This is a genomic window from Paenibacillus sp. MAH-35 (genome assembly GCF_058135425.1).
This window is the reverse complement of record NZ_JBYUPU010000011.1, coordinates 209,721-235,811: the sequence shown is the minus strand read 5'-3', so window position 1 is coordinate 235,811 and position 26,091 is coordinate 209,721. Positions and strand designations below refer to the sequence as shown.

Here is a 26,091-nt window from a genome sequence, read left to right as displayed (position 1 = left end):
CCGCCCAATTCGCATGCAAACGTACCAGCATCCGAATGGTTGACTATTTAGTTGGTTTCCCTACTATTTTATAGATTGGCCCGCGCCGATTCAATGCGAATAATAGACGCAGCTATAATTCTAATCTGTTGTGCGCTTGTGTAATCATCGGTTTTCGACTATCATAAGCATATAGAGATTGGATGAGCTTTGCGCAAAGGGGGAAAACGGATGTCTACATCGGACGTCATGGTCGGTTTGCATCAGAAAGCGCTGAACCTGCTTCAAGAAGATGCGGACAACATCGAAAAGCTGATTCAGATCCAAATGGAAACATTGACGAATCGCAGATGCCCTCTTTACGAAGAGGTATTGGATACACAGATGTATGGGCTGTCCCGTGAAATCGATTTCGCGATCCGGGCGGGGCTGATTGACGAAGCGTCGGGCAAGCTTATAATAAGCGATCTGGAGCGCAAGCTTGCGCAGCTGTACGAAGCGCTCGCCCTATCCAGAAAAGAGTAACTCCGCCTTGGAGCTACTCTTTTTTTTGTGCAATTTTGGAGTCCGGGCGGTCAGACGAGGAAAAAGGCGATTCCCAAGATGACATAGACGACCAGCAGCAAAAATCCTTCATACCAATTCGTCGCGCCGTCCTGGGAGATCGAACGGGCTAACACTGCGGCGATGGCGATGGCGGCGAGCTCGTATAACGTAAAGACGATATTCATCGGATCGCCCATAAAGTGGCTGACGATGACGAGTACGGGAGCAACGAATAGGGCGACCTGCAGGCTGCTTCCGATGGCGATTTCGACGGCGGCGCCGATTTTGTTTTTCATCGCGAGGAACACGGCGGCGCTGTGTTCGGCGGCGTTGCCGATGATCGCAATCAGAAACGCGCCTACGAACAGCTCGGACAAGCCGAACGTTTCCGTAAAATGTTCCAGGGTGCCGACAAGCCATTCGCTTATGAAGGCAACCATCACGGTGGCGAGCACGAGATAAAAGATCGATTTGCCCTTGCTCCAATTGAGCGTATGCGCATGATCCTCAGGGTCGCGAGCGGAGACGTCGCTCAGTTCTTTTTTGTGCGTTACCATGGAGAACAACAGCCATAAGCCGTAAGCGATAATGAGGATGACGGCGACGATCGTGCTGAGCATATCCATTTCCTTGAATGTGAAGCTTTTGGCGAATATGGCCGGCACGATCAGGGCGACTACGGCGAGCAACATAAGCGAGGCGTTATGGCTGGCCAGCATCACGTTGAAATTTTGTACCTTGTATTTGAGGCCGCCGAGAAACACGCTGAGTCCCAGCACGAGCAGCATATTGCCGATAATGGAGCCGGTAATGCTCGCCTTCACCATGTCGTGGAGCCCGTCGCGTACGAGGAAAATCGCGATGATCAGCTCCGCCGCATTGCCGAACGTGGCGTTCAGGAAACCGCCCATCCGCTCCCCGGCATAGTGAGCGACGCTCTCCGTCGCCTTGCCCATAAACCCGGCGGCAAAAATAACGGCTATGCAGCAGAGGACGAATTGCAAAGTCGTATTCAAACCGCTGTAGTGGGCGGTGCCGCTCAGCAGAAAACTGGCGATCAGAATGGTGTAAAACAGCTTTTGCTTCATGATGTGATCTCTGCTCCTTCCGTCAACTACCAGTGTTCCAGCATCAAGTGGATCCTATTCTACTATAATGGAAAAATTTCCAGTTGCAAAGAAAAACCGCTTCTGCTTATCCGGTTGCGAACCGCCCTTCCAAAAAGGTACAATGGAAATATCCGTATACGAGGAGTGAGAACAATGTCCGCTGAAAACCAACCGGGAATGATCCGCATTTCCGATGACGTCGTAGCCACTATCGCCGGATTGGCTGCTCTCGAGACGCAAGGCGTCGCTGCTATGTCGGGGGGCATTTCCGAAGGACTTGCCAAACGGCTTAGCGGAAAAAACGTACAAAAAGGCGTCTCCGTCGAAGTCGGACAGTTGGAGGCCGCGATCGATCTGCGAGTCATCGTTCATTATGGCTCGATTATACAGAGCGTCTGCCGCAGTCTGCAGGAAAACGTAAAAGAAGCGGTAGAGAACATGACGGGATTAAACGTGGTCGAAGTGAACGTTAAGGTAGAGGGAGTCGCTTTCAAGGAAGAGGAAGCGGAAGAAGTCCCGGCCCGGATCAAGTAAAGTGTGGAGCGGCGTTCGCGCCGCTTTTTTGTTTGCTGCCAGAAAGTTTAAGTTCTTTACCGTGCTAAAGTGAAGGTTTCCTTACTCGGCGTTAGTGAACGTATACTCAGGTGCGATGACTAACGAATCGTATCGTGCTTATGGCTGAAAAACGACGTTATTTCAGACGTAACGAATCCGGGGATCGTTATCGAACCGAAAGTGGAAAAAAAACGATCCGATTTGCGGGAGTAACCATACAAGAGTTCGTTACAAATTCAAACGCCTGCATTCGGCTCTGATAACGAATTCTGGGTTCGTTAGCCATACCACCGCATGAAGACAACACGACTGAGGGCGAGCGGCTGAAGCGAAGGTATCCATTCTCTTCCAACGTACTAATGTAGGGGGTTGCACGTCAAAGGACCTTCCGGATGCTTTTCTGGACGGTTTTTCTTAATTTTTTGTTTTTCTGCAACAGGCGAAGCGCCGCTTCATCGTGACATAACCCCCACAAAGAAGGAAGGGACCGTATCGAGACGGTCCCTCCGGATATTCAACCTCTCACCAACTTGAGAAATTCGCGCATAAAGCCGGGAAGATCCGGCCAGGCATGTCCCGATACGATGTTGCCGTCGACGCACAGCGTCTCTTTGGCGTATTCGGCGCCGAGATTTTCGATATCCGGCTTGCAGGCGGAATAAGCGGTCATTTTGCGGCCTTGGAAATAGCTGCTGTTCTTTAATACGGAAAGGACGAGCGCGGCGTGACAGATGGCGCCGACCGGCTTGTTCGCCTCGAAGAAATGGCCGACGATGCGGGGAACATCCGGATCGAGACGGATATATTCCGGCGCTCGGCCGCCCGGAATGATCAGGCCGTCGAATTCCGCCGGATTCACTTCGGCGAACGAAGTATGCGACTCCAGCAGGTAGCCCGGCTTCTCCGTGTAAGTGTCCCAACCCTCGAAGTCGTGAACGACCGTTTTCAGCACTTTTTTGGTCGGAGAAGCGATAATCGCCTCGTACCCTTCCTCTAAAACCCGGTAAAACGGATAGTACACTTCCAATGCTTCCACAGCGTCTCCAGTCAAGATCAAGATCTTCTTGGACATCCTGGACTCACACTCCTCGTTATCGGATAGCCTACCCTTCTATCTTGCAGCAACCCGCCCGATCTGTAAAGTAGAAGAATGAAGCGTCCGGCGTGGCTGCCCGTTATACGTCTTGCTTCGCAGCCGCCCGGAGCGGTGCGGCCGCCAGCCTGGCCTGGGCAGCTTTTCGCAGCAGCAGCTCCAGCTTCCCGATGAGCCATAACGGCAGAAGCAGGCAGAGCAGCGAGGCGAGAACCGTAAGCGGCAGCACCCAGACGACTTCCGGACGGACGAAATACGGAATCAAGGAAACGGCGAGAATCGGCGCCGCGTTCCACTTGCACCATTGAATCAATAAGACGGTCACGAGCGCGGTAGCGAGCAGCGAGAGGGCGCCGCTGCTGATCGTGTAGAAGACCGCTCCGATTCCGGTCGAGATACAAGCTCCGATGATGATCCTCCGGATGTCCTTCATCTGGTCCATCCGCTGCATGAACAAGTAGCTGAACGCGCCGAGAGTCGGGTAAAACACCATTTTAAAAATGGGGTAGTGCGCGGAGATCCAGTAGGCGGCGGCAAGATATCCGCATATGACGAATGAACGCAGTAACATGGCTGTCGAACCTGTCCTTTTCTGATAAACTCAAATTCTGATTTGAATACTAGGCAATCCATATTGTACACGATGGTTTTGTTTAACAACAAATAAGAAATGCTTATGCAAATGCGAGAATCGCTTATAGATGGAAACGCGATGCCGGCCTGCATAACGAAGCGGCTGTGCGCTTTGTCACAGAACGTTGGTTATTGGAGTGATTGCAATCACACTTCGCGCATGCTCCGGCTCCTTATAATGGGCACATAAGGCACGATACAAGTCCAAAACAGTGAGGAGAATGAAACATGCTAAACGAAGCTACGATCGCCATCATCAAATCCACGGTGCCGATTCTTAAAGACCGCGGAACCGAGATTACCAAACGATTCTACGAGCTTTTGTTCTCAAGTCATCCTGAGCTGCTCCATATATTCAATCACGCCAATCAGAAGCAGGGCAAACAACAGGCCGCGCTGGCCAATGCGGTATACGCCGCCGCCGCTCACATCGACCAGCTGCCGGCGATCCTGCCGGTCGTCAAACAGATTGCGCACAAGCACCGGAGCCTGGGAGTGAAGGCGGAGCACTACCCGATCGTCGGTCAGAACTTGCTCGCCGCGATAAAGGATGTGTTGGGCGATGCGGCCACGGACGAGATTTTGCAGGCATGGGCGGATGCGTACGGCGTGATCGCCTCGGTATTCATAGAGGTCGAACAATCGATGTACGACCAAGCTGAAGGGCAGGACGGAGGCTGGGAAGGGTTCCGTGCATTCGTCATCCAGAAGAAAGTGAAGGAGAGCGACGTGATCACTTCGTTTTACCTCGTCCCGCAGGACGGCAAGCCGATCGCGGGTTTCGAGCCGGGACAATACGTGAGTGTCCAAACGAAGCTGCCGGACGACGGCTACACGCATATTCGCCAATACAGCCTCTCCGACGCGCCGGGGAAACCGTACTACCGGATATCGGTGAAACGGGAAGACGCTATCGGCAACCGCCCGGCCGGAAAAGTATCTACCGCTCTGCATGAAAAAACGAAAGAGGGCGATGTCCTGCTGCTGTCGGCTCCGGCAGGCGACTTTACCTTGAACCGCGACGATAAGAGACCGGTCGTGCTGATCAGCGGCGGGGTCGGCCTGACTCCGATGGTCAGCATGCTGAACACGCTGGTGGAAACACAGCCGCAGCGCCCTGTCACGTTTATCCATTCGGCTCAGAACGGAAGCGTCCATGCGATGAAGGAGCATGTGAACCGGTTGGCGCAGGCTCATCCGCAGTTGTCCGTCCGGTATTGCTACGCCGAGCCTAATGAAGCGGACCAAGCCGCGGGATCGTATCACCGGGAAGGCTACGTCGACGCGGACTGGCTGAAATCCGTAATCCCGTCGATGAATTCCAGCGTTTACTTCTGCGGGCCTCAGCCGTTCATGGCGGTCGTCAACAGCGCGCTGAAGGCATGCGGCGTCGCGGACTCCGATCTTCATTACGAGTTTTTCGGTCCGGCAGCCAGCCTGGAACAGCCGGCGCTTCAGACGCAGCCTTAACCTACCCGTCCGTCGGGGGAAGCTTCGCCGCTTGCGAACGGAGCAGCCGATTGACCGTCTCACGGCGCATGCCGATTAATTGTCCGATTTCGTCCTGGGTCAGAACGTCGGTCAGCGTAGCCGGCGAGATATATACCGCAAACCATTCCTGCAAGCTTTTCAGCTTGGCCGCCGGAGTCGTCTGAGTGAGCTGGTCGATGCGCTGCTGCATCATTCTCAGCTTGCCTTGGAGCAGCAAAGCGACCTCCAGACATTTATCCGGATTGCCCGCAAGCGAATCGTACCATTCCTTCGAGGGAAGTGCTTCAACCTCGCTGGTGACGAGCGCGATGGCAGTTCCGTGGTAAGGCTTCGGCGTAATTAAGGAGTGGTGGGGGATCATCTCGCCGGAAACGATAATATTCACCAAGACCGGATTGCCGTCTTCATGTACGCGAATAATTTTAAGCAGGCCGCTCTTCAGACGATACAGCGGCCCGTTTTCCCCTTGCCGGAATAACGTTTCCCCTTTGTGCAGAAGCATTTGCCGCCCTCCTTCTTTTTCCTGGCTCCCGATGTCCGTCACTCGATTCAACCGATACGAACAGCTTCTAAACGACGCTTTTTCCGGTGAATACCCCTGTTTAAGAGAGGGTCTTTTCGGGTTAAAGAAGTTTCATTTGGCTTGCGGCGATAAAAAAGAGCCCGTAAGGACTCTGGATAATTGCCGGATGCGTGATGTGTTCCCCCTGCAAGCGTCAGGTACGCTCGAGGATGAGCTGATACAAATATACGTCCTGCCAGGCGTTAAATTTGCAGCCTACCTCGCGAAGCACGCCGGCCTCGGTAAAGCCGAATTTGCGGTGCAGGCGCACGCTTGCCTCATTGCCCCCGGTAATGCCGGATATGAGGACGTGAAAGCCGAGATCCCGCCCCATGTCGATCATGTGCTGCAGCAGTACGGAGCCGATTCCGCCGCCTCTGCAGTCTGTATCCAAGTAAATGGAAAGCTCTGCCGTCAACTGGTATGCCGGCTTTGGCCGATATGGTGTCAGACAGCAATAACCGGCCACACCCGATTCGTTCTCCGCTACAATAATCGGGAACCGTTCGTTAAATTGCGCGAACCAGCGTTCCCGCTCCTGCAGCGTCTGGGGTGTCAGATCAAATGTGGCCGCAGAGTGAATGACAGCATCATTGTAGATGTCCAGCAGCTTCGGGAGATCTTCCCGTACCGCCGGGCGGATTCGAAGGGTCATGCGCGTTTGCTCCAATCGTTGCGATCTCTTGCGAAGCCGGTACGTTTCTCCGGTTTCTCGGCCCGGTCCGGCTTTGTGATGTCCCGGGATATGCTGAGCAGGATGCCGATACTGGCCATCGTAACCGAAAGGGAGGAGCCCCCAGCGCTTATAAACGGCAGTGTGACGCCGGTCATGGGAATCGTCCCCGTCACTCCGCCCATATTAATCAACGCCTGAATGGCGATCAGACCTACGATGCCTGTCCCTGCCAAACTGCCGAACAGATCGGTGCAGCGCAGAGCAACGATAAATCCCCGCCATAGAAACGCCAAATACAACAGCAGGAAAAGCACCGTTCCGATAAACCCGAATTCTTCCCCGATAATTGCAAAAATAAAGTCGTTATGGGCTTCCGGTAAATAATGCATCTTCTGGATGCTTTGTCCGAAACCCGCTCCGGTCAGTTCGCCATGGCCAAATGCATATAGAGACTGCACCAGCTGATAGCAGCTGCTCTGCTGATCGAACCACGGGTCCAGATAACAGGCAATCCGGTCCATCCGGTAGCCTAGCGAGTCTGCGGAGATAAGGTAGCCCGCCAGAAAGATCGCTGCAATGACGGTGATTGACCCTACGGCCAGGAAAATATGTTTGAGATTGGCGCCTCCGACCACGATTACGAGCGAAGCGGCAAGAACAAGAATCATAGTGGAGCCGAAATCCGGCTGCAGCATGATGAGTCCCGCCACAATCCCGACGATAATGACAGCGGGCAGCAGCCCGTTTTTCAGATCGCGAAACCGCTCGCCTTTTTTGCTGATCAAAAGCGACAAATATAAAATGACGCCGACTTTGGCGAACTCGGAAGGCTGCAAGCTTCCCATGCCGCCCGGAAGGTTAAACCAGCTTCTCGCCCCGTTGACCTCGAAGCCGATAAAAGGCACCAGCACGAGCATAACGAGTACGACGATAAACCCCGGCCTCAAGAGCGGCTTAAGCCGCCTGTAAGGAATGTTCATAAGAAAAAACATGCCAACCGTGCCGGCGACGGCAAAGATGGCTTGTTTTTTCACGAAGTATAACGGATCGTTGCCGAACTTCTCTTTGGCAAGTGCCGTAACGGAACTGGCGCTAAACACCATCACGAGCCCGAAGCCGACGAGCAGGAACGTAAGAAGCAGCAGCAGAAAATCAGGTGTGCCTCTGCGTTGTTCGGTCATATCGGTTCCGCCTTCACGTTTATTCGCTCAGCTGTTTTTTCAGTTCGGCCAGTTTTTGATTGGCTACTTTCACGATCTGATCCGGTACCGGCGAATCATAATCGAGTCCGTGCGGGAACGTGCCGCGTCCCAAGTATGTATCTTCGATGACAAGGATCGCATAAGGCGATTCCAGCTTGCCTTCCACCGCTCTTGTGTTGATGCGAAGGAAGTAATCTACCTTATTCGCTTTATCTTCCAGCTTCAGGTCGTAGGTAGCGCGGTAATATTCCCACTGCCAGCGAACGAAGCCCAGCTTCTCCGAAGCGCCGTCCAGATGAGCCAAATCGCTTTTTAATCCTTTAATTCCCGCATTTTCAATAATCACGATAGGGAAACCTCCTGCGTATCATTTAAAGTAGTTCCGATAGGGGCGCAATCCTCTATTCATGATAGTATGTTTCCCTTGCATGCGCAAGCCTATTAAGATCCGAGATATTAAAATTTGATGACGGCTCGGGGCGATGCGGATGAAACGGCGGCTTCGTTCTGGTACAATGAAGGGATCAGAATCGCGAGCTTATGCGGGGGTGCAGGAAAGTGAACAGCATTATGGAACGGCTGCAATCGTTATTTCCGGACATGGTCGAATGGCGGCGCCATTTGCACCGTCATCCCGAGCTTTCTTATGGAGAACAGATGACCTCAGCCTTTGTCGCGGGGAAGCTTGCCGAGTGGGGAATCGAGGTAAGAACCGGGGTCGGCGGATACGGGGTAACCGGCACGGTCCGGGGAGGCCGGAGCAGAGGCGAACGCCTGACTGCTGCGCTGAGAGCCGATATGGATGCGCTGCCGATTCAGGACGGCAAATCGTGCGACTACGCTTCCATCGTGCCGGGCGTGATGCACGCTTGTGGACACGATGCGCATACGGCCGCTTTGCTTGCGGTAGCCAAGATGTTCGCAGAGAACAAAGATGAATTGCCGGGGGATGTCCGGTTTTTGTTCCAGCCTGCGGAAGAAATCAGTCCCGGCGGCGCGGCGCCGATGATCGCAGACGGGGCGCTGGACGGCGTAGATCGTGTATACGGGGTCCATCTGTGGACGCCGTTTCCCGCAGGAACCATTTATTCGGCCCCAGGACCGCTTATGGCTGCCGCCGACGAATTCGTCATCCACATCCGGGGGAAGGGCGGCCACGGAGGCTTGCCTCATCAGACGGTCGACAGCATACTCGTAGGTTCGCATCTGGTCGTCAATTTGCAGACCATCGTCAGCCGCAGTGTCGATCCGACCGAGCCGGGCGTCGTCTCCATCGGCAAGTTTCAGGCGGGCAACGGCTTCAACGTGATCGCGGAAACATGCAGCATTAACGGAACGGTGCGTTCCTTCGATGATAAGGTCAGGGAAACCATCGTCTCCCGGATGGAACGGATCTGCGCTCATACCGGAGAGATGTTCGGAGCGGACATTCAGCTGGACTACAAGCCCGGATACCCTCCGGTCGTGAACGACAAGGCCGAGACGGAACGGTTTTTCCGCGTTGCGGAAAGCTTGTTCGGTGCGGAGCGCGTTCAGGCTTCTCCGCTGATTATGGCCGGGGAAGATTTTTCTTATTATTTGCAGCGTGTACCGGGCTGCTTCATGTTCGTCGGCGCCGGCAACCCGGCCGCCGGTATTAAGGCGCCTCACCATCATCCGATGTTCGATATCGACGAGTCGGCCATGCTGCAGTCGGCGCAGCTTCTGGCATCGATGGCCGTCAGCTATTTGAGCGGAAGCTCCCGCTGAACATTCTCCGCATGGTACAAACTCACATGCATTTCTCTTCAGCCGGGCGGAAAGCCTATAGAAGCAATCCGTCATCAACGACTGAAGAGGAGGATCTACGTGAGAACGATACAAGATATTATGAGCACCGACTGCGTTACCGTTTCGCCGCAGGATAACATTTACGAAATTGCCGTCAAGATGAAGCAAAACGATATCGGGTTTATTCCTGTGGTCGAGGGGCGGAAGCTGATCGGCGTCGTAACGGACCGGGACCTTGTCATCCGCGGTTATGCGGAGAAACATTCCGGCTCGACTGCGGTGGAAGAAGTGATCTCCAAGGACGTCACGACGGTCGGACCGGACACGTCGGTAGACGAAGCGGCCAAGCTGATGGCGCGCCAAAAAATCCGCAGGCTTCCTGTCGTGAGCGGCGGAGAGCTGATCGGGGTTGTCGCGATCGCCGACTTGGCCGTTCGTGAGATTTTCGTGAACGAAGCGGGAGAAGCGCTCAGCGAAATTTCTGAAAATGTGGACCATGCGGCAACGGTTCATTAATTACACAAACCCGGGAGACGCCTAAGGCTCCCGGGTTTTGTACGTCCTGGCGCTATACAAGCCGACAGCGCGGCACTGCCTGAATAGGCGGATGCTGTAAGCGGTCAGCCTGCTCGGGTTTCTGCTTATCAGTTAGCCGGCTTTTCGAAATCCGGCTTCCTCCGCTTCCTCTTCCGTACAAAACATCATCTCTTCCTTCGTCTGATTGTACGACTTGCCGCCCGGCACATGATAAATTTTTTCATTTTTGGAATTAATATTGCCTTTAATGTTCGGTTCTTTGCAGGATGCCGTCCGGTAAGGACTTTCGCCGTTGCCGCCTTTTTTGCCCCATAGCCCTTTGTTTGTATTGCGCGCCTCGCGTTCCGCTTCCACGAACGTTTTGGCGAACGTTACATTTGGCACAATCGTCATCGTGTTGGCGTACCCTTCCCGGAGCAGCGTCTCGTTGTACATGACGGATTCGCCTTGAATGAACAAGTAGCGGAGCTTCCTGCCGTATTTGTCCGTGTCGCCGGCGTCGGCGAACAGGTAGACGGTTTTACCGGTCAACTGCTTTTTGCTGAAGGCGCTTGCTTCTTTGCCGTACGCTTCGACAGGGCTGTTCGGTTTGACCGTCTCGGGCGTATTCATGCCGATCAGCCGCACCTTGTCGCCTTCCTTCGTCTCCAGCGTATCCCCGTCTACTACGCGTTTCACTTCCGTCGTCTCGTACTTCTGGCCTTTCAATTCCGGATACCGGCTCCATATGCCGCTCATATCGCTTGCCTCGCCGCTCCCGGAAGACGCCGCGCAGCCGGCAAGGATGAGGGTGAACCAGAGCCATATCACCATCGGTTTCATTACACTACGTTCCTCTCTCCATAAGATCAGATTCTATAGTACCTTTTCACAGGCTCCGGTTCAAATCGAGGAGCCGTCCGTTTATTTCAGGCGGTTTCATTTCATACTATTAGTGCGAGTTCAAAAGTCCGGTTTTCAGCACCGAGAAGATGGGGTGAAGCTAGGAAATGAGGAGCGGAGCGTAGTGGGATCTACGTGAGCACCGGAAGTTCCGGCTGAATTCCATATTCGATGTCGAGCAGGCTTCCTGATCGGGTTCGTGATCAAAAGCGGACTTTTTGAACAACCTCTAATAGAGAGTGTCATTTTCCGAAACGAACAGGAGGGAGAGCTATGCGTTACGATCCGCAGCGGCCGCTGGTCGTACAAAGCGATTCCACGATGCTATTGGAGGCAGACCATGCGTTAAGCGAAGAAACGGCCGCGTCTATAAGCCGCTTCGCCGAGCTGGTCAAAACGCCGGGGCATATCCATACGTACCGGATGACGCCTTTGTCGCTATGGAACGCAGCATCTTCAGGTATGGATGCAGAGCGAATACTCGATGTGCTGAACCAATACGGCAAGTTTGACGTTCCGCTGCAGGCGAGGCAAAACATCATTCATTTCGTATCGCGCTACGGGCTGGTCAAGCTGAGATTGGATGGTCAGAAGCTGCTGCTCGTCTCGGATGAGCCGGGTCTACTGGACAAGCTGGCTGGCTACAAATCGTTGCAGACGTACTTTATCGGCGGCGATGCGTCCGAAGGGCTGGAGGTTGCCGCCGCTTACCGCGGGATGATCAAGCAGGATCTCATCCGGCTCGGGTTTCCGGTACAGGACGTCGCCGGTTATCATCACGGGGAACGATTGCCGATTCGGCTGAAGGACGTATCCGCTTCGAGGGATTCTTTTATTCTGAGAGATTATCAGAAAGCGGCTGTGGACGCCTTCTACGACGGCATAGGGCAGCATGGGGGGAGCGGAGTCGTCGTGCTGCCCTGCGGGGCGGGCAAAACCGTGGTGGGCATCGCCGCTTTAGCCCGCTTGCAATGCGCCGCGCTGATCTTGACGACCAATGTCGCTTCCGTCCGGCAATGGAAACGGGAACTGCTGAGTAAAACCGACTTGGACGAACAGCTGGTCGGGGAATACGGCGGCAGCCGGAAGGAGGTTCGTCCGGTCACGATCGCGACGTATCAAATCTTGACGCACCGCCACCGGAAAGAGGACGGCTTCTCGCATATGTCGCTGTTCAGCGAGCGGGACTGGGGGTTGATCGTCTATGACGAGGTGCATTTGCTGCCTGCTCCGGTATTCCGGGCTACGGCCGACATCCAGGCTACGCGCCGGCTGGGGCTGACCGCCACGCTGGTCCGCGAGGACGGAAGAGAAGAGGACGTGTTTTCCCTTGTAGGCCCGAAGCTGTATGAGGCCGGGTGGAAAGATTTGGAGCATAAAGGCTGGGTATCCAAGGTGCAGTGCACCGAGCTGAGAGTGCCGATGCCGGAGAGAATCCGCGAATCGTACGTGCGGGCCGAGCCGCGCAGCAAGCACCGGATCGCCGGGGAGAATCCGCTCAAGCTGCAGGTGCTCCGCGACGTGCTCGAGCAGCACCGGGACGACCAGACGCTCGTAATCGGTCAATATTTAGACCAGTTGAAGCGGATTTCCGCCGATCTGAACGCGCCGATGATATCGGGCGAGATGCCGCACGAGGAGCGGGACGGGTTGTACGCCCGGTTTAACCGCGGGGAGATTCGGACGCTGGTCGTCTCGAAGGTGGCTAATTTTGCGATCGATCTGCCGGACGCGCGCGTCGCGATTCAGGTTTCCGGGAGCTTCGGATCGCGCCAGGAAGAGGCGCAGCGGCTCGGACGAATCCTGCGGCCGAAACTGGAGGACAACCGAGCATTCTTCTATTCGCTCGTCAGCGACGACACGAGAGAGCAGGAGTTTTCGGTGCACCGGCAGCTGTTTTTGCTGGAGCAGGGATACCGGTACGAGATCCGGAAAGCGGAAGCGCTGCAGGCAGCGGAGATGGAGGAGGAGGGAGCGACATGAAATTGGCCGCTTTGCTGGAGAGCTTGACCGGGCCGATGCGCGAGGAGATTCGCCGTCATAACGGCTGGGAGGAAGAAGCCGTGACGCTGGAGCAGCTGCTCGCCGACGAGCGTAAAATCAGCGAGCTGAACGGTTCGTTATACGATCTGGAAATCAAGACGCTCACCCTCGTGCTGCGTACGTTCGGTTACGAGCCGTTCGACTGGCCCAAGCTGGAGAAGGCGGGCAGAAAGGCGTTTCCGGGAGCGGCGCTTAAGGTCGGTTTGATCCGGCTAAGCCGAAGAGGAATCGTATTTGCGATACAGCGGAAATGGGGGGAAGCCGAGTACCGGGTGGCGGAGGATACATTCCCGCTTTGGAGAAGGCAACTCGTCCCATTCGACGAGACTGCGGCGGTATATGCGGGCTCGGACGCAGCGCCGGACTCCGACTACCGTCCCGGCATTCCTTCGCAGTTGCTGTCGGTGCTGGCTTATACGGCCAAAGAAGAAGTGGCACTCACGCAGAAAGGAACGATGCATAAGCGTCATGCCGGCAAACTGTCGGCGCTTACTCCGGTCAAGGACGAGGAGTTCCGCGATGCGGGTACGCTTCTTCGGCCCGACCCCGACTACGGTTCTGCGGCGGCCGCTTATTTATGCGCGATGGGGCAAAGTCTGGGTTTGCTGGAAAAGGCGGACGGACGGTTAGCCGTGAGGAACAGTCGGATGCGCGGCTGGCTGCGCCAAACGGAAGCGGAGATGCATGCGGTCCTTTACGCGTTGTGGAAAGAGATGAACGCTCCGCGCTGCTGCTGGCTGCAGCATGCGGTCAGCTGTATCGAGCAGATGCCCGAGTCGGTCTGGATCTCCGTATGCGCAGTGGCGGAGCAGATGCCGGGCGATTCCGAAGGATTGACTGCCGGGAGACTGACCGGCGATGGTCCGGCAAGATCCGCGCTGCTTATGGACTGGCTGTCTTCGCTTATCGCCTGGGGCTGGGCGGAAAGCGGAGCGGCGCCGGACGGGAGAAAGCTGTTCCGCTGGCTGACCAACCCTGCCGGTTCCAAAATCGGTGGAGGGACAACCGCAGCAACCTCTTCCTCCCGTGACGAAGCCGCCGCGGCTCCCTGCCTGTTTATTCAGCCGGACTTCGAGCTTATCGTTCCGCCGGATTGTCCGTATGGCGTGCGCTGGGAGCTTGAGCTTATCGCAGATCGGATCAGGCATGAACATATGGCCGTCTACAGGATGACCCGGGAGACGATCATGCGCGCCCTGGAGCAAGGCAGAACGGCGGACGGAACGGTCGGGTTTCTGGAGCTGCATGCCAAGTACGGAGTGCCGGACAACGTGCGGGTCGCCATCCAGCAGTGGGGCGAACAGCAGTCGCTGCTCAAGCTTGCACCGTATGTCGTACTGAAGTGCCGGGATGAAGCGGCGGCCAGAATAATCGGAAGCGACGAACGGATCGCGCCCCTTCTGGGCGAAACGCTCGGGCCGACGGCTTGGACAGTGCCTGCGGATAAAGAGGCGGAGCTGCGCGCCTTGCTGGAAAGAAGCGGATACAGCCCCGGCGGGAAGAAGGGAGCAGACGGCGGTGCAACTGACTATTTGCAGCTATCCGCGGCGGATGACGTGCACTTGCCGGATACCCGCAGCGGCGAGCCGGCCGTGAACCCGGCTAAAGGGCATATTTACTCGAAGGCGGCTGTACAGTATTATGGTAAGGAGGGCAAATTTCCGTTAGTCGAGGATGTGTATCCCGGTCTGCAGGAAGTGCCGTCTATGTGGCTCAAAGACTGCAGGGCGTATCACGCTTCGACCCGCAAGCAGATGATCCTGAAGGCGCTCGAATGGAAGGCGTGTCTCAAGCTGAGAAAATCAGGAGCGGACACGGTTTTCATCCCGATCCGGCTGGACGGCATCCGCGACGATTGGGCGGTAACCGGCTTCGAGCAGTTAAGCGAGGTGCGGATATCGCCAGATCAATGGGAGGAAATGCAGCTTATCCTGCCGGGAATCAACGACTAGTATCATAGTCAGGCCTTACATCTGCGCGGCGGACTCGGGTTCCGGCAACTGCCGGCCGATCCATCGCACACTGCCGGTTCTGACTGGATGCCAGTGACCCGCGAGACGAAGGAGGCCCATGCCGGTGAACATGACCGAGACCCAATCGCTTGACATGGCCCAGGTGCTGCTTCAAGCGTATGAAGTCGGAGACATGATCAATAGCTCCGCGGAAGTTGCGGACTATTTATATTGGAAAAACGCGGTGGATGGCGATCCGGAGGTTAAGAACGCGATGCAGGCTTTCGCCAAGGCGAAAGAGACGTTCGAGGATTGCCAGCGGTTCGGACATTATCATCCGGACTATCACGCCGCGCTTAACGCCGCCAATCTGGCTCAGGAGAGGCTGGACGCCATTGAATCCGTCCGGCGTTTCAAAGAAGCGGAGGCGCGGCTGGACGAGCTGTTGCTTCACGTGTCGGAGGCGATCGCTTATTCCGTGTCCGATACGATCAAAGTTCCAAGCAACAACCCGCTTCCGTCCAAAGGCGGCTGCGGCGGCAATTGCAATGGCGGCTGCGGCTGATGCCGCAGCTTGGTTCTTAACGCAGCGCGAAGTCCGGGACCAGCTCGCCGACGATGGCTCCGCGGAAGTTGCGGACCGGCGGGCGATGGAACGTCCGGAGCGCCTCTGTCTCGTCAAGGGTGAGCCATCCGAGCTGGACGAGCGCTTCCGTTACCGCCGGATAGAGGGCGCGCTGGGCTCCGTCTTCGATCTTGACGGCCAGCGCCGCCTTCCGCTCCGGATTGGCGACGGCAAAGACGCCCTCGGCGCCCATCTTGCCTACAAGCCTTCCGCCAGTCGCTTCAATCAGCCTGGTGTCGAACCGGTCCGTTCCGGCTATAAAGTGCGGGTGACTCCGGACGGCGCGAATGATCTTGCGACATGCCTCGGCCGTCGGAGTCGATAGACGGTCCGGTGCGCCCCAGGAGGCGAACGCATAAGCGAGGCGATCCAGCGGCAGGCCGAATACGGGAACGCCGCAGCCGTCGGTTCCGAGCGCGATGTCCTCCGAAGGAACCCCGGAGAATTCGGACACCGTCCGGAGCATCGTCTGTTGAACGGGATGAGCGGGGGACATATAGTCGTCGGTGGATGCGTTCAAGAGCAGGGCAAGTGCAAGCATGCCCGCATGTTTGCCCGAACAATTGTTGTGAAGGCGGGTAGGTTGTTCCCCCGCCCGTTTCATCCGCTCGGCGGCAGGCTCGTAATACGGATAGTGCGGTCCGCACTGCAGCGCCGCTTCCGTCAAGCCCAGCTTGGCGAGCAGCTCAAGGGCGGCTTGAAGGTGCTCCGGTTCTCCGTTGTGAGAGGCGCACATCAGCGCGATTTGCCCGCCGTCGAAGCTGTACCGCTCGGCGGCGCCGGCTTCGATGACCGGGACGGCCTGCAAAGGTTTCGCAGCCGAACGGGCGAAGGTCCGGTATCCGGGATCGCCGGCGCTTGCCAGCAGCTTACCAGCCGTGTTCACGACCGCCATATGGCCCCGGTGAACCGATTCCGTAATCGGAGCACGCACGGCACGAACAAGCATCGCAGATTTCATTTGTTTTCACTCCCGATTGAACCTTAATATAGAGATATGTTTTGTCGATCCGATAACGAAAGGACAAAAAATCATGTATCCACAACGCACCGGCCTTATTTTGTGGGTGTCCGATCTGAAACAGACGAAACATCTGGAGAAGTACGGCAGCATCCATTATATTTCCAAACGTATGCATTACGTCGTCCTCTATGTGAACGCCGACAAGGCGGAAGAAACGACGAAGGCGGTTCAGAAATTGTCGTTCGTAAAAAAAGTCGAACGGTCGTATCGAAATGAAATCCGTACTGAATATAATAGTAATGTGCCGGATAAAGCGAAACTTTACACGTAACACTTCTTCCACATCATTCTAAAAAATAAGCTTGGATGAAAGACAACTTGTGAGCACTCGAAAAAAACCGGATCTCTCTACTATATCACACCGGAATGCTTGCAACCTAGTAAGCTTCCGGTGTTTTTATATAGAATTGGCGTGCATGAATTTGGGTGCGTCCGGAACGCAAAATGGTGCATTTTCCATTTGGAAAATGTTTAAAGATCGAGTAAAATAAAGTTAACTCCCGTTGTACATAGGTAATAAGACCTGATTTGGTTAAGAGAGGGGTTGGGATTATGAAGGATAAAATTATGGATCGCTGGAGCACCTATGAACCTTTTCATGTTGTTTTAGGCGATAAAAAAGTAGCAGACATCATTATCACGAATCATGCCCGATCCCGTTGGATCGATCGCGTAGAGAGTGAAAAAACAGGATTCGAGGACATTTGCGCTTTTCTATGGGATCGATTAAAAAAAGACCAAATCAAGCCTTATTACAAAAACGAAAAGGACGTTTATGTCGTCGAGGACGATTTGGTCATGGTAGCTGAATTTGCGATTATGGAGAACGAATTCGACATTGCCGGCAATCCGCTGCATAAGATGATCATCGTTACGTTCCTCGGGCGTATGTCCGAAGTGATCGAGCTTCGGGATTTGAAATCGTATTACTCCTGGCTCCGGCATTCCCGGAGGATGACCTTGATCAAGAACAGCCGCAAGCGTAAATAACGAACCTTAATGGGGCATGCCGGCAATCGCCGCATGCCTTTTATCGTCATTAAAGAAGTTTAACTCTGCATATGCAGTAATGTGCTAATGCTGAAGCAAAGTTATCTTTAGCTTGAGCAAAAACCGGCTATCGGTCAACCACGCACGAATGCCCTTCAACGAATTGCTTCGATCGGAAGCTGTTGTTACTTTACGAGTATAGGGGGAACCGAATATTGGTTCTGGTTTTTCGAAAAGGCCGAAAATAAAGGGTGCCAAAGACTTCTATTTTGTATAGGACCGGGCTGAAGCTGTGGGATGTGGGTACACGACTCGCGGCGGCGCGAGTCTGGGGCACTCACGATCATCCTTTCTGGCGTGACGCGAATTTCAGCACCATTTTTTGTCCGGGTGGCATCTCGATTGGCGTTCTCTTCCATTTGTTGCAAAAGGAAGGCCGCATGCGATACAGTATCAAGTAGAGAGGGGGCGGGATCGGCTTGGCGTTAAACTTCCATCAGCTTCATATTTTTTATACCGTCGCCGATAAAGGCAGCTTCTCCATGGCCGCCCAGGCGCTTCATATGACACAGCCCGCCGTAACGATGCAGGTGCAGTCGCTCGAGGATTACTTCGGCACGAAGCTGTTTCACCGGTCTACCAAAAAGATCGAGCTGACGGAAGCGGGAAGGACGCTGCTGCCGTTCGCCAAGCGCAGCATCGACCTGATCAAGGATACGGATTCGGCGATGTCGAAGTTTACACAGCTGCTGGAAGGCCGTCTTCAGCTCGGAGCAAGCCTCACGATCGGGGAATATATTTTGCCCCGCCTGCTCGGTCCGTTCGGCAAAGAATATCCGAGCATATCCGTCAGTTTGAAAGTGATGAATACGACGCAAATTCTCGAAGAGATCTTTAATCACCAGTTGACCTTCGGTCTCGTGGAAGCGCCGATCCAGCATCCGGACGTCCGGACGGAAATCGTGCTGAATGACGAGCTGAAGCTGATTGTCCCGTCGGATCATCCGCTGGCCGACAAAGACATCGTGACGATGGCCGACGTGCAGAAGTATCCGTTTATTTTGCGGGAACAGGGGTCCGGCACCCGCCAGGTGATGGAGCAGGAGCTGCATCGCGTCGGGGTCGGTTCGGAGCAACTGAAGATTGTTATGGAACTCGGCAGCACCGGGGCGATCAAATCCGCGGTCGAAGCGGGACTCGGGATTACGCTGTTGTCGCAGGCAGCCGTCCGGCACGAGATGGCGCTTGGCATTTTCAAGATGAAGACGATCGAGGGGCTTACGTTTACCCGGCATTTTTATTCGATTTATTTGCAGGCGGCTTTGCTTCCGATATCGGCGGTCACCTTTTTATCGTTTTTGCGCGAACGCGATCTGAATGCATGGCTGTAAAGAATTCAGACTATAAGTGCGAGTTCAAAAAGTCCGGTTTTCAGCACCGAGAAGATGGGATGAAGCTAGGAAATGAGGAGCGGAGCGTAGTGAAGCTTTTGTGAGCACCGGAAGTTCCGGCTGAATTCCATATTCGATGTCGAGCAGGCTTCCTGATCTGCTTCGTGATCAAAAGTGGACTTTTTGAACAACTTTTATAACGAGGAAAGCGAGGAGGGCGAATTGACGGATAAGTACGATCTGCATTCCCATACGACTGCGTCGGACGGCACGAACGCCCCGGCGGTTCAAGTCAGGCTGGCCCGGGAGGCCGGTCTGCGCGGAGTCGCGATCACCGACCACGATACGGTAGCCGGCGTTGCAGAGGCGCAGGCGGAGGGCGGCGCTATCGGCATCGAAGTAATACCGGGCGTAGAGATAAGCACCGTTGCCGACGGAAGGGATATTCATGTGCTCGGTTATTTTATCGATACCGGGAACACCGCGTTTTTGGAACGATTGAAGCAGTTGAGGGAGACGCGCAACACCCGGAATGAAATGATACTCCGCAAGCTTGCATCACTCGGCATCGAGGTGTCGATGGAGGAAGTGATTCAACAGGCCCGCAAAACTCCCGGCAAAGACGAGACGATCGGCAGGCCGCATATTGCCGAGGTGCTTGTTCGAAAAGGGCATGCTTCTGACATGGCCGATGCGTTCAACCGTTACTTGGCCACAGGCGCCGCAGCCTACGTCAATCCGCCGAGAATCCGCCCGGAGGACGCGGTCGACTGGATTCGCGAGGCGGGGGGCGTGCCGGTGCTGGCTCACCCGGGATTGTACGGCAATGACGAACTGGTCATACGGCTCATCGAGTATGGGATTGCCGGAATCGAAGCGTACCACTCCGATCATGGACCGGAGGAGGAGGCCAAGTATGCGGAGCTGGCCGAACAACACGGCTTGATCGCGACCGCCGGTTCGGATTTTCACGGTTCCCGGGGCGGTGTTGTGTTCCATGCTCCGCTTGGCTCCCGTACCGCCGACGCTTCGGTGGTAGAACGTCTCAGAGCAGCAAGCGCCACTAATCGACGATAGGAGACGTGACCGTATATATGAAAATACGTAAAGCCATTATACCGGCGGCAGGTCTCGGAACCCGGTTCCTGCCCGCGACGAAGGCCCAGCCGAAAGAAATGCTGCCGATCGTGGATAAGCCGGCGATTCAATATATTGTGGAAGAAGCGATCGCTTCGGGCATTGAAGACATTATCATCGTAACGGGACGCAATAAACGGGCGATCGAGGATCATTTCGACAAATCGGTGGAGCTGGAAGCGACGCTGGAGGAAAAAGGGAATTCCGATCTGCTCCGGATCGTCCAGGACATATCGAATATGGCGGACATTCATTATATCCGTCAGAAGCAGCCGCTCGGATTGGGGCATGCGGTATACTGCGCGAGAAAATTTATCGGCGACGAGCCGTTCGCCGTCCTGCTCGGCGACGATATTATCGATTCGGAGCCGCCTTGCCTGAAACGGATGATCGATCTGTACGAACGTCATCAGACGTCGGTCATCGCCGTGCAGCAGGTGCCTTGGGAAGACGTTCACAAGTACGGAATCGTATCGCCGGCAGGCGGCTGGGAAGGGCCGATCGCTCATACCCGGATCGAGGATCTGGTCGAGAAGCCGGACCGCGAAACGGCGCCTTCCAATATGGCGGTTATCGGCCGCTACATTATCGAGCCGGATATTTTCCGGCTGCTGGAGGAAGGCAAGCCCGGGCGGGGCGGGGAGATTCAACTGACGGACGCGCTCCGTCTGTTGAATACGGACAAGCCTATGCTCGCTTACCCGATCGAAGGAAAACGGTACGATGTCGGGGACAAACTGGGCTATATCGAGGCGACGATCGAATTTGCCCTGGGCCGCGACGATTTGCGGGACGACGTCCGGCAATACTTGTCGGCGCTTGTAAGCAAGTGGGACCTGGAAATGATGCGGGCCCGGGGATAGCGGATACAGCGAGAACGAGCCTGTGGAGGCTCGTTCCTTTTTTTAGATCAGAATGTTTAAGTGCTTTACGGTGATAAAGCGAAGTTAAACCACACGCTAACGGACATGGTGGAGGCTATTTCGCTAAAAAACAGTTTTTTAAAATGTAACGGTCACCACAGCGCTTATTTACTCCGAACCACCTCTAAAAGTAACATTTCTCACCAAATAGTTGCATCCATGTCCGTTAGAAAACAAATGGATCGATATTCACCATAATAACGACCGCTGTGCCCGTTAGAGTTTTGTTCTCTGCCAGAAAGTTTAAGTTCTTTACCGCACTGAAGGGGAGGGGTTTCCTTCCTTGGCGTTAGCGAACGTATACCCAGTTCGATGATTAACGAATCGGATCGTGCTTATGGCTGAAAAAACGACGTTATTCCAGACGTAACGAATCCGGGGATCGTTATCGAACCGAGAGTGAAAAAAACGATCCGTTTTGCTGGAATAACCATACAAGAGTTCGTTACAAATTCAAACGTCCGCATTTTGTTCTGATAACGAATGCGGGTTCGTTAGCGATACCACCTCATGAAGACAACACTACCTGAGGGCAAGCTGGCTGGAGCGAAGGTACCCATTCCCTTCCAACGTACAAATGCATGGGTTTGCACGTCAAAGGACCATCCGAACGGTTTTTCTTAAAGTCATAATTTTCAGCAAGCCATTTCTTACGGTTAAAACGGCTTGAAGGAGCGGAGTAGATTGAGGGGTTGGGCTTTGCCTTTTGGGAATTGTTAGTCATGTCGTAATAATATAGCTCGATGTCACAATAAAGTAGTAACAAATTAGGCCGTGTGTGTGGTATTTTGTAATTGATGTCGTATATTAATAGTCCTTGCGAGGAGTGGATCTGTTGTGATACGAGTGGCCATGCTGAGCTTTTGGCACGTACATGCGAAAGATTATGCCAAACAAATTAACGAGCATCCGGATACGGAAATTGTAGCAATCTGGGACGAAATCGCCGAGCGCGGCCGCGGAGAGGCGGAAGCGAGGGGCGTGCGGTTTTACGATTCGCTTGATGAGCTGCTGGCGCAGCCGGATATCGATGCCGTTGTCGTGGATACGCCGTCCAGCATGCATCGGGACGTTATGGTGAAGGCGGCGAATGCCGGCAAACATATTTTTACAGAGAAAGTATTGGCGCTGACGCTGCGCGAAGCGAACGAAATCGTGGAGGCGGTCAACCGCTCCGGCGTGAAGCTGACGGTATCGCTTCCGCGGCTGAACGACGGATATACGCTGGCGATTCAGGAAGTGCTGCGCGAAGGGCTACTCGGCGAGCTGACGCTCGTACGCGCCCGCTTGTCCCATGGCGGTGCTATAGCGAACTGGCTGCCCGCCCACTTTTACAACCCGCAGCAAACCGGAGGCGGCGCATTGGTCGATCTCGGCTGCCATCCGATGTACCTGACCCGGTTGTTCCTCGGTTTGCCGGAAAGCGTCACAGCCAATTACGGCTACGTGACGGGCAAGGAAGTGGACGATAATGCAGTAGCCGTGCTCCGGTATCCGGGTGGCGCGATTGGGATCGTGGAAGCCGGATTCGTCAACAAGTTTTCGCCGTTCTCGCTCGAGCTGCACGGTACCGAAGGGTCCCTTCTGTACAGCACGCACGATAATCAGATTGTGCTGCGGACGTCCAAGCTCGGCGAGGAAGCGGCGAAGTCCTGGAGCGTCAAGCAGCAGCCTTCGAATCGAGCTTCGGCGATTCAGCAATGGGTCGGTCATATTCAGAACGGCACGACCGCGGAGGAAAATATCGGCCTCGCTCTCGACTTGACGAAGCTGATGGAAGCGTCCAACCTGTCCGTCCAGCGCAATCAGCCGGTGCTTCTAAGCGAGCTGGTTCGATAACCGGCCGGGCGGGGGAAAGCCGATGGCTATCCATAAAGCGCGGCGCCGGGAAGAGACGGTTGCGTCCTCTGCGAGAAGAAGCGAGAAGCCAAGCCCTTACGCTTTTATGAACGGGCGGCATAACGAGTTGGAGCGGCGGGACATCCGGTTTCGCTGGGGCGATTACGGATTCCGGGTTCTCCGCTTTCACTGGACGACGTTTGCGCCATCCAAAACGGTCCCTTTTCATAAGCATGCGGAATTCGAATTCCATTTCATTCCCCGGGGTAAAGGGCTCGTCATTATGGACGATATCCGGCATCCGTTTCATGAAGGGATGTTTTACTTGACCGGTCCGGAGGTCGAGCATTACCAGGAAGCCGACGCGGTCGAAGGGATGGATGAGCTGTGTCTCCACCTGGATTTCGTCAAGCTGAACGAGCATCCTCCCAATGAAGCGGGAGCGCAGTATTCCGCCGTCTCGGGGGAATGGGGAATGGAGTCCGAAGTCGAGGAAGCGGAAGAGTGCGTCCGTCTTCTCCGCAGTTTGCCGCGCAAGCCGGCGGTGGACCAGTTCGGGGCGATGGACTGCTTTATGACCGCTTTTCGCGCCTGGTCGGGCAACGAGACCGGCATGTACACGACGATTAAACAAGCCGTGATCCAAATCCTGCTCCGGTCGGTTCGCGCTTACGGGGGCGGGCAGGCAGAGCCGAATTTGCCGACAAGGGATATGAACGCTTACCGGGTTCAGCTGGCCTGCCAATTTATTCAGGCGAACTACAAACGGCCGATTACGCTGGAGGAAGTGGCGGAGAAAATCCGGATCAGCGGCAGGCAGCTGCAGCGCATCTTCCGCGAGCAAGGCATGGGTTCATTCAGCGAGTATATCGAGGCGGTCAGGCTGGAGCGCGTATGCGGGCAACTGCTCGAATCCGACGAGCCGATCGAGCGAATCGCTCTGGAGCAAGGATTTGCAAGCGGCAATTATTTGTACTACGTATTCCGCAAACGATTCGGCACGACGCCGGGAGCTTATCGGGCTAAAGCCCGAAGCGGCGCGCTGAAGCCGTGATAAAGCGGGCGTGCAGCGGAGGCAGCGGGTTCCTCCTGCTCCCATACGTATAAGTTTGCGCATCCAAAAGGGGCGTTCCCAAAGCGTTCGCAAAACACGGAAACGTCCCCATAGCCAAACGAAAGGACCTCAACTTCCACGGTAAGGTGAAGCTTGAGGTCCTTTTTCTTCAGAAAATTCGAGCGGGGTTCGAAAAAGCGCAAAATGACTTTCAGGACAGTCTTTCTTTCGTACTCCGCCAAATGGCCGGCATCGGTCCGCAAGGCCCTACTTTACAGTAACGGGCATGGACTTGACCGCTTCATCATCCGGCGTTACGAATAACGTCTTCTGCCGTTCGTAGATGACATAGCCGGGCTTGGAGCCGTTCGGCTTGCGTACATGCCGGATCAGCGTGAAGTCGACCGGCACTTGGCTCGAAGATTTGGCCTGACTGTAGTAAGCGGCCAGCATCGCCGCCTCGTGCAGCGTCGTCTCCCCGAAAGTATCGGCCCGGATGACGACGTGAGAGCCGGGAATATCTTTCGTATGCAGCCAGGTGTCGTTCGGCTGGGCAAGCCGGTTGGTCAAATATTCGTTCTGGATGTTGTTTTTGCCGACATAGATCGGTATGCCTTCTCCAGACGTGTAGCAGGTGAGCAGCGGTTTGTCCGTTTTTTTCTTTTTGGCTTTCCCCTTCTTGCCTCCCCGGTCGCGGAGATACCCTTGTTCCACCAATTCGTCCCGGATGCCCTCGATGTCGCCGAGCGTCGCCCGGTCGAGCTGAGCGAGCAGCGTGTCCAGATACGTGATCTCGATGTCGGCCGCTTCAATTTGCTCTTGAACGGCGCTGACGCTGTTGCGGAGTTTCGTATACTTTTTGAAGTACCGCTGCGCGTTTTCCGACGGTGTCAGTTGGGGGTCCAGCTCGATTTCGAGCGGCTTCTGGTCCTCGTCGTAATAGTTGATCACTTCGATCGATTTGTCGCCCCTTTGCGCCAGATGAAGAGAGGCGGTGAGCAGCTCGCCGAGGATGCGGAAGCTGTCCGCTTCTTTGGCGTCCTCGATCGTATCGCGCAGCTTTTCCAGCTTTTTCGCATTTTTGGTGCGCTCGTTCTGCAAGAAACGAAGCAGATCGGCCGCCCGCTGCTTCACCGCATCGCGGTCCGCCTTATCCCCGTAATAGGATTCCAGACAAGCGCTGACCGTATCGAACCGGACGGTTTCTCCATGAATATGCGTCAGTTCGATAACCGAAAAGTAAGCTTTCCCGCCCGTTTCTTCTACGATTACCGGCACGTAGCGGTTCGCTTCGATCGCTCCCATCACATCGCGGAACGCCTTCCAGACGGCGCCCATATCCGTCTCGCCCGCAGCAGCTCCAGGCGCCGCGCCGCTGCGCCTTACAATTTCTTTGGCGGCCAGCGGGCTGATTCCGCTGTAAAGGTTTACGAGCTGCTGCCGGACAGGCGCGGCGCCGGTTTCCTCATCGCCGCCGCTTTCCTGCAACAGCTGCCTGAATGAAGCCTCGGTCGCCTCGAGCGGGTTCGCTTTGCCCTGCTCCGGGGGAGCGGCGTACTGGCTTCCGGGCATGACGATCCGATGCGAGCTGATCGCCGGCGTAACGTGATGGATGCCGTCCAGCACTGCATTCGTCTTCGGGTCGACTAAAATAATGTTGCTGTGCCGGCCCATAATCTCGATCACGATCCGCTTGACGCTAATATCGCCGATTTCGTCGCGCTGCCGGACGTCGATGTGGAGAATCCGCTCGAGACCGACCTGCGATACCTTCTCGATGACCGCGCCTTCGCAATGTTTGCGCATCAGCATGCAGAACATCGGAGCTTCGGTCGGATTCGTGTACGACGACTCCGTAAAATGAACGCGCGGGTAAGTCGGGTTGGCCGACAGCAGCAGCTTGCGATTCTGGCCCTGCGCCCGCAGTTGGAGCACGATATCGTGTCCGGCGGGCTGATAAATTTTATTGATTCTGCCTCCTACGCACACCGCGAGTTCGCTGGCGATGGCGCGGGTGACGAGTCCGTCCAAAGACATGAGGCTTTCTCTCCTTTGTATGAAAAACCGGCACGGCACGG

25 protein-coding genes are annotated in these 26,091 nt (G+C 55.2%); 15 read left to right on the top strand and 10 right to left on the bottom strand.

The genetic code is table 11. From position 1 onward, the window contains the following. The first annotated feature begins 210 nt into the window (after positions 1-210). Positions 211-504 (top strand): Fpa/YlaN family protein, encoded by a 294-nt coding sequence (locus tag AC3Y2E_RS15075; RefSeq protein WP_190927652.1) that lies wholly within the window; start codon positions 211-213, stop codon positions 502-504. A gap of 50 nt (positions 505-554) precedes the next feature. Here the strand turns inward: AC3Y2E_RS15075 and cax are convergent, their stop codons facing one another. After that, on the bottom strand, positions 555-1,613 hold the full coding sequence (gene cax / locus AC3Y2E_RS15070) for a calcium/proton exchanger (protein ID WP_190927654.1): 1,059 nt from the start codon (positions 1,611-1,613) through the stop codon (positions 555-557). Between the two features lie 174 nt (positions 1,614-1,787). Here cax and AC3Y2E_RS15065 point away from each other — a divergent pair, with 174 nt between their 5' ends. Then, entirely contained in the window at positions 1,788-2,168 is a 381-nt protein-coding gene (locus AC3Y2E_RS15065; RefSeq protein ID WP_190927656.1) for an Asp23/Gls24 family envelope stress response protein, read from the top strand. Between the two features lie 535 nt (positions 2,169-2,703). Here the strand turns inward: AC3Y2E_RS15065 and AC3Y2E_RS15060 are convergent. Continuing rightward, positions 2,704-3,261, bottom strand: coding sequence for a DJ-1/PfpI family protein (locus AC3Y2E_RS15060; protein WP_379211575.1), 558 nt, complete (start codon positions 3,259-3,261; stop codon positions 2,704-2,706). A 103-nt stretch (positions 3,262-3,364) separates the two neighbouring features. Further along, positions 3,365-3,853 (bottom strand): hypothetical protein, encoded by a 489-nt coding sequence (locus AC3Y2E_RS15055; RefSeq protein WP_379211572.1) that lies wholly within the window; start codon positions 3,851-3,853, stop codon positions 3,365-3,367. Between the two features lie 290 nt (positions 3,854-4,143). On the opposite strand from AC3Y2E_RS15055, the gene hmpA reads away from it, so the two are divergent. Next, a complete protein-coding gene (gene hmpA / locus AC3Y2E_RS15050) occupies positions 4,144-5,385 on the top strand; it encodes an NO-inducible flavohemoprotein (RefSeq protein ID WP_379211569.1) in 1,242 nt (413 codons plus the stop codon). A 1-nt stretch (position 5,386) separates the two neighbouring features. Here the strand turns inward: hmpA and AC3Y2E_RS15045 are convergent, their stop codons facing one another. The 4 genes from AC3Y2E_RS15045 to AC3Y2E_RS15030 form a co-directional block, all read right to left on the bottom strand. Next, the gene (locus AC3Y2E_RS15045) at positions 5,387-5,908 is read right to left on the bottom strand and encodes a Crp/Fnr family transcriptional regulator (protein ID WP_379211567.1); all 522 of its coding nucleotides are present in this window, start codon (positions 5,906-5,908) and stop codon (positions 5,387-5,389) included. A 214-nt stretch (positions 5,909-6,122) separates the two neighbouring features. Continuing rightward, complete coding sequence (locus tag AC3Y2E_RS15040) at positions 6,123-6,623, bottom strand: GNAT family N-acetyltransferase (RefSeq protein ID WP_379211565.1); 501 nt, start codon at positions 6,621-6,623, stop codon at positions 6,123-6,125. Beyond that, positions 6,620-7,825, bottom strand: a complete 1,206-nt coding sequence (gene ftsW, locus AC3Y2E_RS15035; protein WP_379211562.1) for a putative lipid II flippase FtsW — start codon at positions 7,823-7,825, stop codon at positions 6,620-6,622. The genes AC3Y2E_RS15040 and ftsW overlap by 4 nt, the downstream gene beginning before the upstream one ends. A 19-nt stretch (positions 7,826-7,844) precedes the next feature. Next, complete coding sequence (locus tag AC3Y2E_RS15030) at positions 7,845-8,192, bottom strand: YugN family protein (RefSeq protein WP_190927670.1); 348 nt, start codon at positions 8,190-8,192, stop codon at positions 7,845-7,847. 194 nt (positions 8,193-8,386) lie between these two features. Here AC3Y2E_RS15030 and AC3Y2E_RS15025 point away from each other — a divergent pair, with 194 nt between their 5' ends. Then, positions 8,387-9,595, top strand: a complete 1,209-nt coding sequence (locus tag AC3Y2E_RS15025) for an amidohydrolase (protein ID WP_379211559.1) — start codon at positions 8,387-8,389, stop codon at positions 9,593-9,595. A 120-nt stretch (positions 9,596-9,715) separates the two neighbouring features. Then, positions 9,716-10,132, top strand: a complete 417-nt coding sequence (locus AC3Y2E_RS15020) for a CBS domain-containing protein (protein ID WP_223836587.1) — start codon at positions 9,716-9,718, stop codon at positions 10,130-10,132. Positions 10,133-10,264: 132 nt separating this feature from the next. Here the strand turns inward: AC3Y2E_RS15020 and AC3Y2E_RS15015 are convergent, their stop codons facing one another. Then, positions 10,265-10,975 (bottom strand): thermonuclease family protein, encoded by a 711-nt coding sequence (locus AC3Y2E_RS15015; RefSeq protein ID WP_379211556.1) that lies wholly within the window; start codon positions 10,973-10,975, stop codon positions 10,265-10,267. Positions 10,976-11,308: 333 nt separating this feature from the next. On the opposite strand from AC3Y2E_RS15015, the gene AC3Y2E_RS15010 reads away from it, so the two are divergent. From AC3Y2E_RS15010 to AC3Y2E_RS15000, 3 genes are all read left to right on the top strand, one after another. Further along, a complete protein-coding gene (locus AC3Y2E_RS15010) occupies positions 11,309-13,018 on the top strand; it encodes a DNA repair helicase XPB (protein WP_379211554.1) in 1,710 nt (569 codons plus the stop codon). Then, the gene (locus tag AC3Y2E_RS15005) at positions 13,015-15,030 is read left to right on the top strand and encodes a helicase-associated domain-containing protein (protein ID WP_379211551.1); all 2,016 of its coding nucleotides are present in this window, start codon (positions 13,015-13,017) and stop codon (positions 15,028-15,030) included. The genes AC3Y2E_RS15010 and AC3Y2E_RS15005 overlap by 4 nt, the downstream gene beginning before the upstream one ends. Before the next feature lie 118 nt (positions 15,031-15,148). Further along, on the top strand, positions 15,149-15,595 hold the full coding sequence (locus AC3Y2E_RS15000) for a YlbF/YmcA family competence regulator (protein WP_379211548.1): 447 nt from the start codon (positions 15,149-15,151) through the stop codon (positions 15,593-15,595). 16 nt (positions 15,596-15,611) lie between these two features. Here AC3Y2E_RS15000 and AC3Y2E_RS14995 read toward each other — a convergent pair whose 3' ends face one another. Beyond that, positions 15,612-16,616: an asparaginase gene (locus AC3Y2E_RS14995; RefSeq protein WP_379211546.1), complete on the bottom strand. Its 1,005-nt coding sequence runs from the start codon at positions 16,614-16,616 to the stop codon at positions 15,612-15,614. Between the two features lie 73 nt (positions 16,617-16,689). Between AC3Y2E_RS14995 and AC3Y2E_RS14990 the strand changes: the two genes are divergently transcribed. The 7 genes from AC3Y2E_RS14990 to AC3Y2E_RS14960 all read left to right on the top strand — a co-directional run bounded on the left by AC3Y2E_RS14990 (position 16,690) and on the right by AC3Y2E_RS14960 (position 24,013). Then, entirely contained in the window at positions 16,690-16,950 is a 261-nt protein-coding gene (locus tag AC3Y2E_RS14990) for a YlbG family protein (protein ID WP_190927683.1), read from the top strand. 281 nt (positions 16,951-17,231) lie between these two features. Beyond that, positions 17,232-17,669, top strand: coding sequence for a hypothetical protein (locus AC3Y2E_RS14985; RefSeq protein WP_190927685.1), 438 nt, complete (start codon positions 17,232-17,234; stop codon positions 17,667-17,669). A 479-nt stretch (positions 17,670-18,148) separates the two neighbouring features. After that, positions 18,149-19,060 (top strand): selenium metabolism-associated LysR family transcriptional regulator, encoded by a 912-nt coding sequence (locus tag AC3Y2E_RS14980; protein ID WP_190927686.1) that lies wholly within the window; start codon positions 18,149-18,151, stop codon positions 19,058-19,060. A 183-nt stretch (positions 19,061-19,243) separates the two neighbouring features. Beyond that, positions 19,244-20,137, top strand: a complete 894-nt coding sequence (locus AC3Y2E_RS14975; RefSeq protein ID WP_379211542.1) for a PHP domain-containing protein — start codon at positions 19,244-19,246, stop codon at positions 20,135-20,137. A gap of 17 nt (positions 20,138-20,154) precedes the next feature. Further along, the gene (gene galU, locus AC3Y2E_RS14970; RefSeq protein ID WP_190927688.1) at positions 20,155-21,060 is read left to right on the top strand and encodes a UTP--glucose-1-phosphate uridylyltransferase GalU; all 906 of its coding nucleotides are present in this window, start codon (positions 20,155-20,157) and stop codon (positions 21,058-21,060) included. A gap of 897 nt (positions 21,061-21,957) precedes the next feature. Continuing rightward, on the top strand, positions 21,958-22,959 hold the full coding sequence (locus AC3Y2E_RS14965; protein WP_379211540.1) for a Gfo/Idh/MocA family protein: 1,002 nt from the start codon (positions 21,958-21,960) through the stop codon (positions 22,957-22,959). A gap of 22 nt (positions 22,960-22,981) precedes the next feature. Next, positions 22,982-24,013, top strand: coding sequence for a helix-turn-helix domain-containing protein (locus AC3Y2E_RS14960; protein WP_379211538.1), 1,032 nt, complete (start codon positions 22,982-22,984; stop codon positions 24,011-24,013). A gap of 267 nt (positions 24,014-24,280) precedes the next feature. Here AC3Y2E_RS14960 and AC3Y2E_RS14955 read toward each other — a convergent pair whose 3' ends face one another. Then, positions 24,281-26,050 (bottom strand): Rqc2 family fibronectin-binding protein, encoded by a 1,770-nt coding sequence (locus AC3Y2E_RS14955; RefSeq protein ID WP_379211536.1) that lies wholly within the window; start codon positions 26,048-26,050, stop codon positions 24,281-24,283. Positions 26,051-26,091: the final 41 nt, after the last annotated feature.

Coding starts and splice junctions, on each gene's coding strand:
- AC3Y2E_RS15075 (WP_190927652.1), top strand. CDS start 211: ATGTCTACATCGGACGTCATGGTCGGTTTGCATCAGAAAGCGCTGAAC.
- cax (WP_190927654.1), bottom strand. CDS start 1,613: ATGAAGCAAAAGCTGTTTTACACCATTCTGATCGCCAGTTTTCTGCTG.
- AC3Y2E_RS15065 (WP_190927656.1), top strand. CDS start 1,788: ATGTCCGCTGAAAACCAACCGGGAATGATCCGCATTTCCGATGACGTC.
- AC3Y2E_RS15060 (WP_379211575.1), bottom strand. CDS start 3,261: ATGTCCAAGAAGATCTTGATCTTGACTGGAGACGCTGTGGAAGCATTG.
- AC3Y2E_RS15055 (WP_379211572.1), bottom strand. CDS start 3,853: ATGTTACTGCGTTCATTCGTCATATGCGGATATCTTGCCGCCGCCTAC.
- hmpA (WP_379211569.1), top strand. CDS start 4,144: ATGCTAAACGAAGCTACGATCGCCATCATCAAATCCACGGTGCCGATT.
- AC3Y2E_RS15045 (WP_379211567.1), bottom strand. CDS start 5,908: ATGCTTCTGCACAAAGGGGAAACGTTATTCCGGCAAGGGGAAAACGGG.
- AC3Y2E_RS15040 (WP_379211565.1), bottom strand. CDS start 6,623: ATGACCCTTCGAATCCGCCCGGCGGTACGGGAAGATCTCCCGAAGCTG.
- ftsW (WP_379211562.1), bottom strand. CDS start 7,825: ATGACCGAACAACGCAGAGGCACACCTGATTTTCTGCTGCTGCTTCTT.
- AC3Y2E_RS15025 (WP_379211559.1), top strand. CDS start 8,387: ATGCGGGGGTGCAGGAAAGTGAACAGCATTATGGAACGGCTGCAATCG.
- AC3Y2E_RS15020 (WP_223836587.1), top strand. CDS start 9,716: ATGAGCACCGACTGCGTTACCGTTTCGCCGCAGGATAACATTTACGAA.
- AC3Y2E_RS15015 (WP_379211556.1), bottom strand. CDS start 10,975: ATGAAACCGATGGTGATATGGCTCTGGTTCACCCTCATCCTTGCCGGC.
- AC3Y2E_RS15010 (WP_379211554.1), top strand. CDS start 11,309: ATGCGTTACGATCCGCAGCGGCCGCTGGTCGTACAAAGCGATTCCACG.
- AC3Y2E_RS15005 (WP_379211551.1), top strand. CDS start 13,015: ATGAAATTGGCCGCTTTGCTGGAGAGCTTGACCGGGCCGATGCGCGAG.
- AC3Y2E_RS15000 (WP_379211548.1), top strand. CDS start 15,149: ATGCCGGTGAACATGACCGAGACCCAATCGCTTGACATGGCCCAGGTG.
- AC3Y2E_RS14995 (WP_379211546.1), bottom strand. CDS start 16,616: ATGAAATCTGCGATGCTTGTTCGTGCCGTGCGTGCTCCGATTACGGAA.
- AC3Y2E_RS14990 (WP_190927683.1), top strand. CDS start 16,690: ATGTATCCACAACGCACCGGCCTTATTTTGTGGGTGTCCGATCTGAAA.
- AC3Y2E_RS14985 (WP_190927685.1), top strand. CDS start 17,232: ATGAAGGATAAAATTATGGATCGCTGGAGCACCTATGAACCTTTTCAT.
- galU (WP_190927688.1), top strand. CDS start 20,155: ATGAAAATACGTAAAGCCATTATACCGGCGGCAGGTCTCGGAACCCGG.
- AC3Y2E_RS14960 (WP_379211538.1), top strand. CDS start 22,982: ATGGCTATCCATAAAGCGCGGCGCCGGGAAGAGACGGTTGCGTCCTCT.
- AC3Y2E_RS14955 (WP_379211536.1), bottom strand. CDS start 26,050: ATGTCTTTGGACGGACTCGTCACCCGCGCCATCGCCAGCGAACTCGCG.